The sequence below is a fragment of the Haloactinopolyspora alba genome (assembly GCF_003014555.1).
GTDB classification, from domain to species: Bacteria; Actinomycetota; Actinomycetes; order Jiangellales; family Jiangellaceae; genus Haloactinopolyspora; species Haloactinopolyspora alba.
In genome coordinates, this window is sequence record NZ_PYGE01000002.1 from 59,975 (window position 1) to 75,370 (window position 15,396).

Sequence of the window (15,396 nt, forward strand, 5' to 3'; positions counted from 1 at the left end):
ATGGACACGGTCTGGTTGCTCACGCTCGGGGTGATGGTCACCGGCTGGTTCGTGCTCGACGGCGCCAACCTCGGGCTGGGCATGACGATGCGCGCCGTCGGCGGCGACGGCGTCGGCCGCAGGCTCGTCCTGACCGCGCTCGGACCGTTCCTGCTGGCCGGAGAGGTGTGGCTGGTCGCAGCGGCGGGAGTGCTGATCGGAGCGTTCCCCGGCCTCGAGAAGGACTTGCTGGGTGCGTTCTATCCGCTGGTCGTCGCGCTCGTGGTGACGTGGATCCTCCGCGACGCCGGTGTCTGGTTCCGCAGCCGGCTGCCGGGCGACGTGTGGCGCGACGGCTGGGAGCGCGTCGTCGTGCTGGCCGGCGGCGGGTTCGCGTTCGTCTGGGGACTTCTGCTCGCCAACGTCGTCCAGGGGGTGCCCCGCGACGGCGGTCCGGGTGTTGAGACACTGGTGGGGCCGTACTCGTTGTTGTGGGGAGTGACCATGGTCGCGGTGTTCGCCGTGCACGGTGCTGCCTTCGCCGCGCTTCGGCTGCCGGACCGCCTCCGCACCCGGGCGCACGGCGTCGCGGGCCGAGCCGGCGCCGTCGTCCCCCCTCTCGTCCTCGCCGTCGCCGCGGCGACGCCGTTGGCACGGACCCAGGTTGCCCGCCCGGTCCCCGCATTCGCGGTGGCCGCGGTCGCGACGGTGGCGGCGACGCTCGCCGTGGTGCTGCTCCGGCGTGGCGACGTACGGCACCGGCCCGGCCGGGTGTACGCGTGCACCGCCGTCACCGCGGCGTGTGCGCCGATCGCCGTCGGCGTCGGTACCACGCCGCGGCTGCTCGAGGGCGCCGCCGGACCCCGCACGCTCGACCTGCTCGCCGCTATCGCACTGCCCGCCGTCCCGGTGCTGATCGCCGTCCAGGCGTGGATGTGGTGGCTGTTCCGCCGCCGGGTCGGCGAGGGATCGGCGGTGTTCTTCTGAACGCTCTCGCCCGTCGTCTGCTCGGCGCCGTACCCTCGGCGCCGTTCGTCGTCGCCGCGTTCGCCGCGATGGCCGCGGCCGGTGCGGCGCTGATCCTCGTCCAGGCCGACCTGCTCGCCGGTGCGCTGGCCGACGCCGTCGTCGACAGCCCGTCGCCGGGCGAGTTGAGGCCGGTGCTGACCGCGCTGGCGCTGGTGCTGGCCGGGCGCGCGGGCCTGGCCTGGTGCCAGCAGGTCGCGTCGCAACGCGCCGCGGCCGCGGTCAAGGCGTCGCTGCGGCGCCGTGTGCTGCACCGGACCCAGGAGCTGGGGCCGCAGTGGCTGTCCGGCCAGCACACCGGACGGCTGGCCACCACGCTCGGCCGTGGCATGGACGCGCTCGACCCCTACTTCACCGGCTACTTCCCGCAGCTGTTCGTCGCGGCCGTCGTGCCGGTCGCGATCATCGTGCAGATCGCCGTCGCCGACCTCGCGTCCGCGGTCATCATCTGCGTCACGCTGCCGCTGATCCCCGTCTTCGGCGTGCTCGTCGGGTTGCAGACCAAGCGTTCGACCCGGCGCCAGTGGAGCGCGCTCGAACGCCTCGGGGGGCAGTTCCTCGACCTCGTCGCCGGGCTGCCCACGCTGCGCGCGTTCGGGCGGGCGCAGGCGCAGGCCGCGGCGGTGCGCCGTGCGGCGGACGAGCACCGCAGCGCCACGATGTCGACGCTGCGGGTCGCGTTCCTGTCCGCCCTGGTGCTGGAACTGGTGGCGACGCTGTCGGTCGCGCTGGTGGCCGTGCCGGTGGGGCTGCGGCTGCTCGACGGCGAGCTCGACCTGCACACCGCCCTGCTGGTGCTGTTGCTGGCGCCCGAGGCGTACCTGCCGTGGCGGGCCCTCGGCTCGCAGTTCCACGCCAGCACCGAAGGGCTGGAAGTCGCCGAACGCGCCTTCGCCGTCCTGGACTCTCCTGTTGTCAGGCCGGACGACAGCTCGCTACGCCGGCTTTCGCCGTCCGTGGCGGAGAAACATGCCACGGACGGCTCTCTGACGCCGGCTTCGCGACCTGACGCCCGGCCTGACGGTTCCTCGTCTCCGGCCGGCGACGGCGTTTCGGTTGTGCGGTTCGAGGGGGTGTCGGTGTCGTACCCGGGCCGGAACGTGCCCGCGCTGGACGCCGTCTCGTTCACCATCGGCGCCGGCGAGCACGTGGCCCTGGTCGGGCCCAGCGGCGCCGGCAAGACGACGGTGCTGTCGGTGCTGCTGGGTCTGGTGCCACCGGGTGCCGGACGCGTGCTGGTCACCGGCGCCGACGGGGCGGTCGATCTCGCGGCCGCGCCGCCGGAGGCGGCCGTGCGCGGCTGGCGGGACGGCCTGGCGTGGGTGCCGCAGCGGCCGCACCTGTTCGCCGACAGCGTCGCGGCGAACATCCGTCTCGGCTACCCCGGCGCCACCGACGAGCAGGTGTGCCACGCCGCGCGGCTGGCACACGCGGACGAGTTCGTCACGGCGCTCCCGCACGGGTACGACACGGTTCTGGGAGAGCGCGGCGCCGGGTTGTCCGCCGGTCAGCGGCAGCGGGTCGCACTCGCCCGCGCCTTCCTCCGCGACGCGCCGCTGCTGATCCTGGACGAGCCCACGGCCGGGCTGGACGCCACGAGCGAGGCGAAGGTCGTCGAGGCGACGGCGCGGCTGATGGCCGGGCGCACGGTCGTCGTCGTGGCGCACCGTCCGGCGATGGTCGCCGACGCCGACCGGGTGATCCGCCTCGAGCACGGACGCGTGGCGGCCGATTCGGCCGGCGGGGCACGGACCGCGGTGGTGGCGACGTGACGGCCGCGGCCGAACGCGTCCGGCCGCGGCCGGCGTCCGCCCCGGCGACCGGGTCCCGGCGGCGCCCCGCGGCCCGGCTGGTGCGCATCCTGCGCACGCATGCCGGCCGGCTGACGCTCGCGGTGGCTGCCGGGGTGGCGGCCGAGCTGGCGACGCTGGCCCTGATGGCCACGGCCGCCTGGCTGATCGCGCGTGCCGCGCAGCAGCCGCCGCTGGCGGCACTGTCGCTGGCCATCGTCGGGGTGCGGGCTTTCGCGACCTCTCGCGGCGCGTTCCGCTACGCCGAACGGCTCGCGGGACACGATGCCGCGCTGCGGGCGCTGGCGACGTTGCGCGGGCAGCTGTACGACGCGCTGGTGCCCCTGGCCCCGTCCGGACTGCCCGCCTACCGCGGCGCCGATCTGCTCAGCCGCATGGTCTCCGACGTCGAGGCGGTGCAGGACCTCGTGGTCCGCGTCCTCGTGCCGGTGGGCACGGCGCTGGCGGTGGCGGCGGTGGCCGTCGGGTTCTCGACCGTGCTGCTGCCGTCGGCCGGCGCGGTCCTGGCCGCCGGGCTGGTGCTCGCGGCGCTCGTGGTGCCGCTGGTGACGCTCGCGGCGGCTCGCCGGAACGCGCGGTTGCTGGCGCCGGCGCGGGCGGAGCTGTCCGCGCGCAACGTCGATCTGCTCGAGGGCAGCGCCGACCTCGCGGTCCTCGGTGGCACCGCTGACGCGCTGTCCGCGGCGGACGCGGCGGCACGGCGACTGGCCCGGGTGGAACGTCGGGCGGCGCTGTCGTCGGCCGCCGGCACGGCGACGGCGATGCTCGTCCAGGGCGCGACGACGGTGCTGGTGACCGTCGTCGCCATGGGGGCGGCCGCCGACGGGACGCTCGAGCCGGTGCTGGTCCCGGTGGTGGCGCTGACGGCGCTCATCTCGTTCGAGCCGATGATGCCGATGGTCGGCGCGGTGCACCGGCTGCTGGAGTCGCGTGCGGCGCTGGGCCGGATCCTCGCGGTGCTCGACACGCCGGCGCCGGTCGGTGAACCCGTCAGCCCGCGCCCGGCACCGGGCCGTGACGTCACCGTCGAGCTGGATGCACTGCACGTGCGGTACCCGGACGCGCCGAGCGACGCCGTCGACGGTGTCGACCTGCGGCTCGGTCCGGGCACCCGGGTGGCGATGGTCGGCGTGAGCGGCTCGGGCAAGTCGACGCTGCTGGCGGCGATGATGCGGTTCATCGAGCCCTCGGCCGGGCAGATCCGGCTGAACGGACACGACGTCCGCGAGTTCGCCGGCGACGACGTCCGCGCGGCGATCAGCGGCGTCACCCAGGACGCGCACCTGTTCCACACCACGATCCGCGAGAACCTGCTGCTGGCCGCGCCCGAGGCCGGTGACGAGCAGGTGCGCGCGGCGCTGGCCACGGCGCGGCTGCTGGACTGGGTCGACTCGCTGCCGAGCGGGCTGGACACCGTCGTCGGAGCGTCCGGAGCGCAGGTGTCGGGTGGCCAGCGGCAGCGGCTCGCGCTGGCACGCGCGCTGCTGGGCGACCCGCCGGTGGTGCTGCTGGACGAGCCGACCGAGGGACTCGACCCGGACACCGCCGACGAGCTGGTCGCCGACCTGCTGGCATCCACCCGCGGGCGCAGCGCCGTCCTGGTCACGCACCGGCTGGACGGCTTGGACGGTGTCGACGAGATCGTCGTCCTGGACGCGGGCCGGGTCGTGCAGCGCGGCACCCACCGCGATCTGGTGGCCCGTCCGGGGCCCTACCAAGACCTCTGGTGGTCGGCCCACCCCGGGGACGAATGATCACGTTCCGCATGGAATTCCATGCGTCACCACCCGTACAGCCCTCGTGACGCATGCGAAAGCCTGGTGACGCGGGCGCGCCGTGGTCAGCGCCCAGCTGAGTCCAGAGCACGGGACAGGTCTCGCCACAGGTCGTCGACGTCCTCGACACCCACCGAGAGCCGCAGCAGCGACTCGGCGACCGCGGAGCTTTCGGACGGCCACCGACGCCGGCGCTCCAGGCTCGACTCCACGCCGCCCAGGCTGGTGCTGTGCACCCACAGCCGTACGGCGTCGACGACCCGATCGGCCGCCTCCGCGCCGCCGGTCACCTCGACGGAGCACATGGTGCCGAAGCCGGGGTAGCGTACGAGGCCGACGGCGGGGTGCCCGCTCATCCGTCGCACCAGTTCGGCGGCGTTGGCCTGCGCGCGCTCCAGCCGCACGTCCAGTGTCCGAACACCGCGCAGCGCGAGGAAGGTCTCCATCGGTCCCGGAATGGCGCCGTGCAGACGGCGGTGCGTGTCCAGCCGTCCGTGGACGTCGTCGTCGCCGCAGACGACGGCGCCCAGGACCACGTCGGAGTGGCCCGACAGCATCTTGGTGGCGCTGTGCACGACGACGTCGGCGCCGAGGTCGAGCGGGCGCTGCAACAGCGGCGTCGCGAACGTGTTGTCGACGACGGTGCGGGCGCCGGCAGCGCGCGCAGCGTCGGTGACTGCGCGGATGTCCGCGACGTCGAGGTTCGGGTTGGACGGCGACTCGAGCCAGACCATGGACGCGGTACGTGCGGCCGCGGTCAGCGCCGCGGTGTCGGTGATGTCGACCTGGACGAGAGTGGCGCGCCCCAGCGTCTCGAGCTGACGCATCTGGTCGAGCACACCGAGGTACGCACACTCCGGCGCGACGATCGTGCCGCCGTCGGGTAACAGCGACAGCACCGCGCTGGACCCGGCCAGGCCGGAGGAGAACGCGAGCGCTCGACCGCCTTCGAGGTCGCCCAGCACGTCCTCGAACGCCGACCAGGTCGGGTTCCCGTACCGGCCGTAGCCGATGTCACCACCGGCGTGGTACGTCGAGGCGAACGTGACCGGCTCGTTCAGCGGGGCGTCCGGCGTGTGCGCGGGGCGTCCGCCGGTGACCAGGCGGGTCGCGGGTGTCGGTTCGGGGTTCGGCATGTCCGCCAGTATTCCGGCCGGGTGCCGGCGGTTCGGCGCCGGGCTCACGGTGTGGGGTGCTCGGCGTCGTAGCGGACGAACCGCCGCTGCGTGACCGCGAGTGCGGCGACCACCACCACACAGGCCAGCCCGCCGGCGACGGCCGCGGTGCTCTCGCCGGCCGCCTCGCCGACGGATCCGAGCGTCAGGTCACCGAGCCGAGGACCGCCGGCGACGACGACGATGAACACCCCCTGCAGCCGTCCCCGCATCGCGTCCGGGGTGGCGGCCTGCAGGATCGTCATCCGGAACACCGCGCTGACGGCGTCGGCGGCTCCCGCCAGAGCCATGCACGCGGCCGCGGGCCACAGCATCCAGTGCGCCCCGCCATCCGCTGCCGGCCCGGGGGCCAGCGACACGACGACCCCGAAAGCGACGACGGCGAGGCCCCAGCCGATCACCGACACGACGACTGCGAGCCCCTGGCGCCGGACCCGGCCGAGCGGCCCGGACAGTACTCCGGCGGTGATCATGCCGACGGCGAAGCCGGACATCAGGATTCCGACGGTGGTCGAGCCGCCGCCGAGGACCACCGCGGCGATGGCGGGGAACAGCACCCGCGGCATGGCCAGGACCATCGCCGCCAGGTCGACGACGAAGGTCATCCGGACGTTGGAGCGGGTCCGCAGGTAGCTGAAGCCCTCGAGCACCGACGCGAGCCCGGCCCGGGTGACGGTGCCCTCGGGCGGTATCGACGGCAGGGCGGACAACATGACGACCGCGGCGGCCAGCAGCATCGCCTCGATGCTGTACGTCCATCCGTAGCCGACGTGGTCGATGAGAACCCCGGCGAGCAGCGGCCCCACGGCCAGGCCGATGTTCATGGAGAGGCTGTTCAGGGCGTTGGCCGCGGGGAGCAGCCTGCCGGGAACCAGCCGCGGGACGATCGCCGTGCGTGCCGGGACGTTGATGGCGAACAACCCGTTCTGCGTGGCGACGAGGCCGTACAGCAGCCACACCTGCTCGATCGCCAGCCACGCCTGCGCGGCGAACGCCGAAGCGACGATCAGCAGGCCCGCCGACGTGACGATGACGACGCGCCGCCGGTCGTGCGCGTCGACCACGGAGCCGCCGTAGAGCCCGAGGACCACCAGCGGCACCAGGGCGAACGCACCGACGATGCCGACGCTGAAGGTCGACGACGTGAGGTCGTACACCTGCAGGCCGACCGCCACCGTGGTCAGGTGCGTCCCGATGCCCGACAGGGACATGCCGGCCCAGAGCCGGCGGTAGGCGGAACTGATGCGCAGTGGTGTCAGGTCCAACAGCAGCCGACGCACGGTACGCATCCTGCCAGTAGCCGCCGTCGGCCCTGGACGACGGTTGCTGTGATCAGCACGAGCGGCCGACCAGGCAAGTTCGATTATGTCGAGTCATTGACGGAAAAATCTACTTTCCCTAGCCTCGCGAACACTTTCGAACAGCTTCAACCACCAGGGAGGCGTTCAGATGAGAGTCCATCGCACCGTGCCGGCCGTCGTCGCCGCGGTCACCGTGGCGGCCGCGGCGACCGTGACGACCGCCGGCTCGGCCGAGCCGACGACCGCGAGCGAGCCGGCGACCGCGGCGGCGGAGTCGACCCGCAGCTACACGAACCCGGTGACCGAAGGCGTCGTCGACACCTTCCCGGACCCCACGATGATCCGGGGCAAGGACGGCGCGTGGTACGCGTACGGCACCACCAACCCGATCTTCAACAGCGCGGGCGAGACCGGCGAGCACATCCTCCCCGTCCTCCGGTCCGAGGACATGACCAGCTGGGAGTACACCGGCGACGTCTACGCCGCCGGCGAGCAGCCGGACTGGTGGCCCACGAACGCCCGGGCCTGGGCGCCGGACATCCGCTACATCGACGAGACGTACTACCTGACGTACAGCCTCTCGAGCGGCGGCGTGGCCCTGGCCACGAGCGCCAGCCCGACCGGCCCGTGGGAGGACCACGGGCTGATCATCCCGGCCGGCGGCAGCGGCTGTCCGACGGGCAACATCGACCAGGCGCTGTTCACGGACTCGGACGGGACCCACTACGTCTACTGGGGCAGCTACGACCTGATCTGCGTCTCGGCGATGAACGAGGACGCGACGGCGCTTGTCGGCCCGGTCACACAGGTCGCGAAAGGCCGGCGCGCCGAGGGCGCGTTCGTCGTCGAGCGCGATGGCTACTACTACATGTTCTACTCCGACGCCGGTTGCTGCCAGGGCGCCTTCAGCGGGTACACGGTGAAGGTCGGGCGGGCGGAGGACCCGCGGGGCCCGTTCGTCACCCGGCAGGGCGTCGACCTGATGGAGCCGACGAGCAAGGGCAGCATCGTGGCGGCGGCGAACGGGAACGGATGGGTCGGCCCCGGCCACAGCGCCATCCAGACCGACCTGGCCGGGCAGGACTGGCTGGTTTATCACGCGATCTCCGCCGACGATCCGGACTTCCCGCCGGTCGACGGCGCCACCGGCGGCCGGCTGGCCAGTCTGTCCAAGCGGCCGATGATGATCGACCGGCTGGAGTGGATCGACGGCTGGCCGGTCGTGCGCGGCGGCGCCGGTCCGTCGAACGGACCTCAGCAGGCGCCGGTCACCACGGCGGCCGTCGGCAGCGCGTTCGACGAGGGCCTGCCCGCGCGGTGGGGCTCCGCGGGTTCGGCGGACGCGCGCTGGGCCGCCGGCTCTCGCCCGGACGCCGGTGGCGTCGCCGTACAGACCGCCGCGCCGGCCGAACCGGCGTACCTCGTCGACCGGCGACCGGTCCGTGGCGACGTCCGCGTCGAGGGCGACGTGAAGCTGGCCGCCGGGGGCTCGTCGGGCGCGAGCGGGCTGGTGCTGGCGGGCGCCGGTGACCGGGCCGGTGACGAGGTCGTGACCTGGGTCGATCGGGCGAAGCAGGCGCTGGTGATCACGGTGACGGCCGACGGCGAGACGTTCGAGTACGAGACGCCGCTGCCGGACACGTTCGACTACCAGTCGTGGCACACGCTGGCGATCGAGCGGCGCGGTTCGACGGTGACGGCGGAGGTGTCCGCCGACCGCCTGCGCGACCCGCTGGGCCGGGTGTCGGCCGAGCTGCCGGCCGGTGCGCGGCATGTCGACCGGGTCGGCGTCGCCAGTGTCGGGGCTCCGGCGGTCGCGGACAACGTCAGTGCGGTGCCGCTGCACGAGCCGGTGTCCGAGCGGGTGCCCGAACCGGTCCTGGGCGAGCAGTTGGACGAGTACTCCGACGAGTTCGACGGGACCGGGCGCCCGGAGACGGCCGATCCGGCGTGGAGCTGGCTGCGCGGGGAAGGATCGGACGCGACGCTCGGCGGCGGCGCGCTGAACTGGTCCACCGACGGCACCGAGCTGTGGCGGGGCAGCAACACCGCGCCGGTGCTGCTGCGCGACACCCCGCAGGGTGACTTCGTCGTCGAGACCAAGCTCGAGTTCGACGGCGACCGCCCCGCCCAGCAGGCCGGGCTGGTGCTGTACGAGAACGACGACCGCTACCTCAAGCTCACGCACACGGTGCTGGGCATGCGCTTCGGCGGGGGAGACGTGTTCCACCTGACCGAGTTCATGAAGGAGGCCGAGCGGCCGACGACGACGCCGCCCATCGACGTGTTCACCGGGCCGATGTTCGGTGGGCCCGCCGCGGACACCACGTGGCTGCGGCTGGCGTACGTGTACGACGAGGCGAACGACGAGCACGACGTGCGGATGGCGTCCAGCACCGACGGTGAGCACTGGACCTGGGGCGGCGCCTGGTCACTGCCGGCGCGGGACCCGTTGCGGATCGGGCTGATCACGATGAACGCGCCGGGCGCGGCCGCGCAGTTCGACTACGTGCGCACCTACGACCTCGCTGCCACGGGCGCGGCAGTCGCGGGCTCAGAAGGCTGAAGCGATCCTTGTTGCCTGTGAGTCGCGGATGTACCTCGTTGTCCGGACTCCATCCGCGACTCACAGGCAACAACCCTCCGTGCCGCAACAGAACATCGTGAGCCGTCAGCGGGAGCCGTCGCGGTAGGTCGACTCGTCCAGCCCGCTGAGCGTCGGGTCGTACTCGACGTCGCCGACGTCGTACATCGACGTCATCCAGTGGTAGAAGTTGTCGCCACGGTCGCGCAGGACGGTGTAGAGGCGCCGCATCATCGGCCCCACGACCTCGGCCATCTCCGGCAGCGAGTAGACGTTCAGCAGCTCGTCCGGGTCGCTGTGCAGGTCGTACAGCTCGTTCGTCGACTCGGGGTTGACGACGAGCTTGTACCTGTCGGTGCGCAGCATCCGCTGCGGGTACGGGAAGTGGTGCCCGTGGAACTCGCAGACGATGTCCTCGTCCCATTCGACGGTCTCGCCCCTGACGAGCGGCAGCAGGCTGCGCGAGTCGACCGCCGGCGTCGCGTCCGCGCCGGCGAGCTCCAGGATCGTCGACGTGCAGTCCAGCAGGCTGACGAATTCCGGCCGGACCACCCCGGTGGGTGCGCCGGGCACCCGGACGATGCCGGGCGTGCGGTAGATGTCCTCGTACATCGCCGGCCCCTTGTCGTGCAGGCGGTGCGAGCCGGTGAACTCGCCGTGGTCGGCGGTGAAGAAGACCGCCGTCTCGTCGGTCAGCCCGAGACGGTCCATCGCGGCCAGGACGCGGCCGATCTCGTGGTCGATCAGGGCGACGTAGCCCCAGTAGACCGCGACCAGCTTGCGGCTGACCTCGGTCGGCATCGTGTCGAACGTCCAGTGGGCGCTGTAGTTGCGCTGCACCGGCGGCTTGCCCTGGAACGTCTCGTCGACCGAGCGCGGCAGTTCGACCTCGTCCGCGTCGACCATGTCGAAGTACTCGTCCGGCACGATGTACGGCAGGTGCGGCCCGAAGAAGTTCAGCGCCAGGAAGAACGGCGCCTCCCGCTCGCGCAGGTCGTGTGCGTAGCGTTCGAGCATCTCGATGGTCCGGGTGGCGAGATAGTGCTCGAACGTCGCCTCGAGCGGCTGCCGCAGCCGCGCGGCGAGCAGGTTGCCCGGGCCGCCGTTCGGCAGGGTGCCGCGGATGCGGTCGGTGATCTCGTACGGCGGCAGGCCGTTGTCGGCGAGGTAGGCGACGTAGTCCTCGTTGTCGACGGGGTTGTGCCAGCCGGGCAGGTCGGGCCCGTCGAAGCCGAAGTCCGCCGCCGTCTTGGCCGTGCCGACGTGCCACTTGCCGATGAGGCCGCAGTTGTAGCCCCGCTCGCGCAGCGCGGCGGGAAAGGTGAACACGTCGTCGCCGAGATCCTCGATGTAGCCGACGTTGCGCTCGTAGTTGGCCAGCAGCTTGTGCCGGAACGGCGCCTGCCCGGTCAGCAGGCTGGCCCGCGCCGGCGTGCAGATGGCGGTGGGCGTGTACCACCGGTCGAACCTGGTGCCGGTGCGGGCCAGTTCGTCCAGTGTCGGCGTGACCGCCCGGGTGTTGCCGTAGGCGCCGAGCGTGTCCGCCCGGTGCTGGTCGGTCATGAGGAACAGGATGTTGCTGCGTCCGGTCATTGGCCGGCCGCCGTGAACGCAGCGCCGGTGGAGTACGCCGACGGGGTGGTGGTGATCGTGCCGGGACGCGGTCGGGTGAGCCTCATCTGGGTGTCCTCCGTCTTCGGCGCGGCCGTCACCGGGGCGGCTGCACGGCGTGGGTGGGTGCGACGTCGGGTTCGGGATAACCGGCGAGCAGCGGCGAGCTGTGGAAGAGCGCGGCGAGCGCACCGAGAGCGCCGTCGTCGTCGGACAGCCGCGCGGCCCGGACGGCCGGCGCGTCGGCGCCCGGGAACATGTCGGCGGCGACGACGGCGCGGACCCGCTCGACGAGGACCGGTGCGAGCGCGGTGATCCGGCCGCCGACGACGACGCCGGCGGGGTTCAGGGCCATCGCGGCCGCGGCGATCACCCGCCCGAGCGCGTCGGTGGCCTCGGTCAGCACGCTGTCGACGGTCGTGTCGCCGTTCGCCACGGCCGCGGCGAGTTGCTCCAGCGTGTGCACGGCGGCGCCGCGTGCACGGCACTCGGCCAGGATCGCGGGGACGGATGCGACCGTCTCGAGGCACCCCCGCTTGCCGCACCGGCAGCCCCGCCCGCCGGGCAGCGCGGTGACGTGACCGAGCTCGCCGGCCAGCCCGGTCGCGCCGGTCACCAGGCGGCCGCCGACGACGAGGCCGCCGCCGACGCCGTCGGACAGCCGGACGTAGACGAGGTCGTCCGGGCTGTCGCCGTGGGCGGCGATGGCTTCGGCGAGTGCGGCGAAGCGGGTGTTGTTGTCGACGACGACCGCGGCCCCGAACCTGTCGGCGAAGACCGTCTCGGCAGCACCCGCGGAATCGGCATCTTCCGCGGAGCCCGGCCCGGCGTGGCCGTGTAGCACGGTGTTCGGGTACGGCCCCGGCAGGCCGATGCCGATGGCCTGCAGCGCGCCGAACCGGACGCCGGAGTCGTCACCGAGCCGGTCGATGAGATCCAGCGCCACGGTGAACCGGTGCTGCCAGGAGCTGTCGTCGGCATAGCGGTCCGAGCCGGACGCGATGACCTCGTGGGACGCGTCGGCGACGGCGACCTGGACGCGGCGGTGACCGAAGTCGACACCCATGAACTGCCCGGACGCGGGATCGAGGGCGAGACGCTCGGCCGGCCGGCCGCTGCCGGTCCGCAGGTCACGGTCGGTGTCGACGACGGTGATCGCGCCGCGCTGGAGCAGACCGCTGATGATCTCGGACAGCGTCGTGCGGGACAGGCCCACCTGCTCGGCGATCACGCCCCGGCTCAGCGCGCCGCGCTCGCGCAGCGCTCGCAGGACCCGCTCCTCGTGGGCGCGCCTGACGAGCGCGTGCAGTCCGATGGGCATCGACACCGCGTCAACGTAGGAAGGTGTGGCCCTTTCCGTCAAGGCCCCGACAGAATTGCGCCTGCCGGTGCCGGGCGACGGTCCGCGGGCCGCCGTCCGTGGTTCGGATAGCGTGCGGCGTATGGACGCACCCGGTTGGGGCATGGTCGACGACGGCGTGGTGGCGCGGTTGCGGGCGATCGTGGGCGCCGAGCACGTGAAGGTGGACGACGGTGCGGTGGCGGCGTTCGCGCGGGATGCGACGCCGTTGTACGCGGCTCGTCCGGATGTGGTGGTGTTGCCGGGCTCGACCGAGGAGGTCGCGGCGGTGATGCGGCTGGCCACCTCCGAGCGTCTCCCGGTGGTGCCGCGTGGCGCGGGGTCGAATCTGTCTGCGGCGACGTTGGCGGATGCGGGTGGCATCGTTGTGGTGCTCACCCGGCTGGATCGGATCGTCGAGGTCGACGGTGACGAGTTGCTGGCGGTCGTGCAGACCGGGGTGACGACGTCGGCGCTTGCGTCGGCCGCGGCGGCGCGGGGGTTGCTGTATGTGCCGGATCCGGGCAGCAAGACCGTCTCGACGGTCGGGGGAAACGTCGCCACGTGCGCGGGTGGGTTGCGGGGTCTGAAGTACGGGGTGACCCGCAACTACGTCCTCGGGCTCGAGGCGGTGTTGGCGACCGGTGAGGTCGTGCGGACGGGTGGCCGGTTGTGGAAAGACGTCGCCGGTTATGACCTGACCCGGTTGCTGACCGGGTCGGAGGGCACGTTGGCGGTGATCACCGAGGTCACGGTGGCGCTGGTGCCGATGCCGCCGGCCACGGGGACGGGGGTGGCGTATTTCGCGTCGCTGGCCGATGCCGGGCGGGCGGTGGCGCGGATCATCGCCGACGGGGTGGTTCCGGCCACGTTGGAGTTCCTGGACCGCAAGTGCATCAACGCGGTGGAGGATTTCGCCGGGCTGGGTCTGGACCGTGACGCGGGTGCGTTGTTGCTGTTCGGTGACGACGGCGCGTCGGATCTGGTCGAGCAGAACCTGTCCCGGATGGCGCGTTCGTGCGAGAAGGAGGGCGCGACCGGGGTGACGATGGCGCGCGAGGTGGCCGAGTCCGAGGCGCTGCTGGCGGCGCGGCGCTGCGCGCTGCCGGCGCTGGCGCGGCTGGCGCCGGTGACGGTGCTGGAGGACGTGGGGGTGCCGCGGCCGCGGATCGCCGAGATGGTCGACCGGATCGACGCGATCGCGGCCCGGCACGGTGTCACGGTGGCGACGTTCGGGCACGCCGGTGACGGCAACCTGCACCCGACAGCGGTGCTCGACCCGGCCGATGAGGACGCGGCCGCGCGCACGAAGGCGGTCATCGGTGACATCTTCGACGCGGCGATCGAGCTGGGTGGGACGATCACCGGTGAGCACGGTGTCGGTGCGGCCAAGCTGCCGTGGCTGCCGGCGCGGCTGGGCGCGGAGCAGATGGCGTTGCTGTCGCGGATCAAGACGGCGTTCGACCCGGCGGGCGTGCTGAACCCGGGCAAGACCGGGTCGGTGTTCGAACCGGGCGACGACGGGGAGGTGGGTCGGTGACCGGCGACGATGAGGCTGCGGCGCCGGCGTCGGGCCCGCTGCTCGATCCGGCGGCGTTCGCGCGGGTGCCGGGGCAGGTCGACACCGGGGATCACGGTGCGCACGCCCGCGGGATCTTCGACGTCGAGCTGCTGGACCGGTGCATCTCGTGCGGTTTCTGCCTGCCGGTGTGCCCGACGTACGCGCTGGACAAGGACGAGCAGTCGTCGCCGCGGGGTCGGATCACGCTGATGCGGGCGCTGGAGTCCGGGCGCCTCGAGCCCGACGATCCTGTGCTGCAGCACGAGGCGTCGTACTGCCTGGGGTGCCGTGCCTGCGAGACGGTGTGCCCGGCGGGGGTGGAGTACGGGCCGATGCTGGAGCAGTGGCGCGACCATCAGTGGCGCGCCGGGCACGGCCCGCGGTTGGCGCGCTGGCTGCGGTGGGCGGTCGAACGGCGCGCGATGCTGCGGCTGTCCGGGCTGGTGCGGCGCTTCGCCCGCACCCGCGGGCCGGTGTCGGACGCGTCGCCGCACGTCATGCTGGGCTGCGCCGAGCGGGCGCTGTTCCCGTCGGTGAGCCGCGCGGCCGTGTCGCTGGTGCCCGGCGCCGACGCCCCGGCCGAGCAGGGCTGCTGCGGCGCGTTGCACGCGCACAACGGCGACTCCGCCGGCGGGCGCGCGATGGCCGAGCGGCTCGGGCAGGACCTGCCCGGCACCATCGTCACCACGTCCGGCGGCTGCGCCGCGCACGTGGCCGAGCACCTCGGCCGGGACCGGGTCGCCGAGATCAGCGACTACCTCACCCGGACCGGGTGGGCACCGGCAGGACGGCTCATGACCACCGGCGCCGACGGGAAGCCGCGGCCGGTGCGGGTGAGCCTGCAGGACTCCTGCCACCTGCGCAACGGGCTCGGCGTGTCCGGCCAGCCGCGAGAGCTACTCGAACGGATCGCCGAGTACGTCGAAGCGCCGTCGGCGGCCTCGTGCTGCGGCGCCGCGGGCTCGTACTCGATGCTGCGCCCACGCGACAGCAAACGGGTCCTCGCACCGAAACTCGACGAGATCGAGCAGCTCGGCGTCGACTACGTCGTCGCGGTGAACCCCGGCTGCCTGTTGCAGCTCAAACAGGGCCTCCTGGCACGTCGCTCCCGCGTCAAAGCCGTCCACCTCGTCGAACTGCTGATCCGCGCCGCCTGAGCGTCGATGGTGGTGCGTTTACCAGCGTCATAGTACTGGTAGACGCGCCACCATCGGTCGAGACAGACGTCGGCCCC

At 72.9% G+C, this 15,396-nt stretch carries 10 protein-coding genes; 6 read left to right on the forward strand and 4 right to left on the reverse strand.

What is annotated here, in order from left to right; translation table 11 throughout:
* From CLV30_RS02970 to cydC, 3 genes are all read left to right on the forward strand, one after another.
* Window positions 1–966 (forward strand): cytochrome d ubiquinol oxidase subunit II, encoded by a 966-nt coding sequence (locus tag CLV30_RS02970; protein WP_106535712.1) that lies wholly within the window; start codon window positions 1–3, stop codon window positions 964–966.
* Window positions 918–2,777, forward strand: coding sequence for a thiol reductant ABC exporter subunit CydD (cydD, locus tag CLV30_RS02975; protein ID WP_205740472.1), 1,860 nt, complete (start codon window positions 918–920; stop codon window positions 2,775–2,777). Before CLV30_RS02970 ends, cydD begins: the two co-directional genes overlap by 49 nt.
* 134 nt (window positions 2,778–2,911) lie before the next feature.
* The gene (gene cydC / locus CLV30_RS02980) at window positions 2,912–4,570 is read left to right on the forward strand and encodes a thiol reductant ABC exporter subunit CydC (protein ID WP_483401414.1); all 1,659 of its coding nucleotides are present in this window, start codon (window positions 2,912–2,914) and stop codon (window positions 4,568–4,570) included.
* Window positions 4,571–4,656: 86 nt separating this feature from the next.
* Here the strand turns inward: cydC and CLV30_RS02985 are convergent, their stop codons facing one another.
* Both CLV30_RS02985 and CLV30_RS02990 read right to left on the reverse strand, forming a co-directional pair.
* Window positions 4,657–5,727, reverse strand: coding sequence for a trans-sulfuration enzyme family protein (locus CLV30_RS02985; protein ID WP_106536038.1), 1,071 nt, complete (start codon window positions 5,725–5,727; stop codon window positions 4,657–4,659).
* 44 nt (window positions 5,728–5,771) lie between these two features.
* Window positions 5,772–7,046: an MFS transporter gene (locus CLV30_RS02990; protein WP_106536039.1), complete on the reverse strand. Its 1,275-nt coding sequence runs from the start codon at window positions 7,044–7,046 to the stop codon at window positions 5,772–5,774.
* 169 nt (window positions 7,047–7,215) lie between these two features.
* Here CLV30_RS02990 and CLV30_RS02995 point away from each other — a divergent pair, with 169 nt between their 5' ends.
* The gene (locus CLV30_RS02995; protein WP_106535713.1) at window positions 7,216–9,633 is read left to right on the forward strand and encodes a glycoside hydrolase family 43 protein; all 2,418 of its coding nucleotides are present in this window, start codon (window positions 7,216–7,218) and stop codon (window positions 9,631–9,633) included.
* Window positions 9,634–9,738: 105 nt separating this feature from the next.
* Here CLV30_RS02995 and CLV30_RS03000 read toward each other — a convergent pair whose 3' ends face one another.
* Window positions 9,739–11,244 carry a sulfatase family protein gene (locus tag CLV30_RS03000; protein ID WP_106535714.1) on the reverse strand — a complete coding sequence of 502 codons (1,506 nt, stop codon included), beginning with the start codon at window positions 11,242–11,244 and terminating at the stop codon, window positions 9,739–9,741.
* A 115-nt stretch (window positions 11,245–11,359) separates the two neighbouring features.
* Window positions 11,360–12,583 (reverse strand): ROK family transcriptional regulator, encoded by a 1,224-nt coding sequence (locus CLV30_RS03005; protein ID WP_106536040.1) that lies wholly within the window; start codon window positions 12,581–12,583, stop codon window positions 11,360–11,362.
* A gap of 121 nt (window positions 12,584–12,704) precedes the next feature.
* On the opposite strand from CLV30_RS03005, the gene CLV30_RS03010 reads away from it, so the two are divergent.
* Together CLV30_RS03010 and CLV30_RS03015 are read left to right on the forward strand one after the other, a co-directional pair.
* Window positions 12,705–14,141, forward strand: a complete 1,437-nt coding sequence (locus CLV30_RS03010; RefSeq protein WP_205740468.1) for an FAD-binding oxidoreductase — start codon at window positions 12,705–12,707, stop codon at window positions 14,139–14,141.
* Window positions 14,138–15,319 carry a (Fe-S)-binding protein gene (locus CLV30_RS03015; RefSeq protein WP_205740467.1) on the forward strand — a complete coding sequence of 394 codons (1,182 nt, stop codon included), beginning with the start codon at window positions 14,138–14,140 and terminating at the stop codon, window positions 15,317–15,319. Before CLV30_RS03010 ends, CLV30_RS03015 begins: the two co-directional genes overlap by 4 nt.
* Window positions 15,320–15,396: the final 77 nt, after the last annotated feature.

What these genes read in the sequence shown, in the direction of transcription:
- CLV30_RS02970 (WP_106535712.1), top strand. Translation starts at nt 1, where the DNA reads ATGGACACGGTCTGGTTGCTCACGCTCGGGGTGATGGTCACCGGCTGG.
- CLV30_RS02985 (WP_106536038.1), bottom strand. Translation starts at nt 5,727, where the DNA reads ATGCCGAACCCCGAACCGACACCCGCGACCCGCCTGGTCACCGGCGGA.
- CLV30_RS02995 (WP_106535713.1), top strand. Translation starts at nt 7,216, where the DNA reads ATGAGAGTCCATCGCACCGTGCCGGCCGTCGTCGCCGCGGTCACCGTG.
- CLV30_RS03000 (WP_106535714.1), bottom strand. Translation starts at nt 11,244, where the DNA reads ATGACCGGACGCAGCAACATCCTGTTCCTCATGACCGACCAGCACCGG.
- CLV30_RS03005 (WP_106536040.1), bottom strand. Translation starts at nt 12,583, where the DNA reads ATGCCCATCGGACTGCACGCGCTCGTCAGGCGCGCCCACGAGGAGCGG.
- CLV30_RS03010 (WP_205740468.1), top strand. Translation starts at nt 12,705, where the DNA reads ATGGACGCACCCGGTTGGGGCATGGTCGACGACGGCGTGGTGGCGCGG.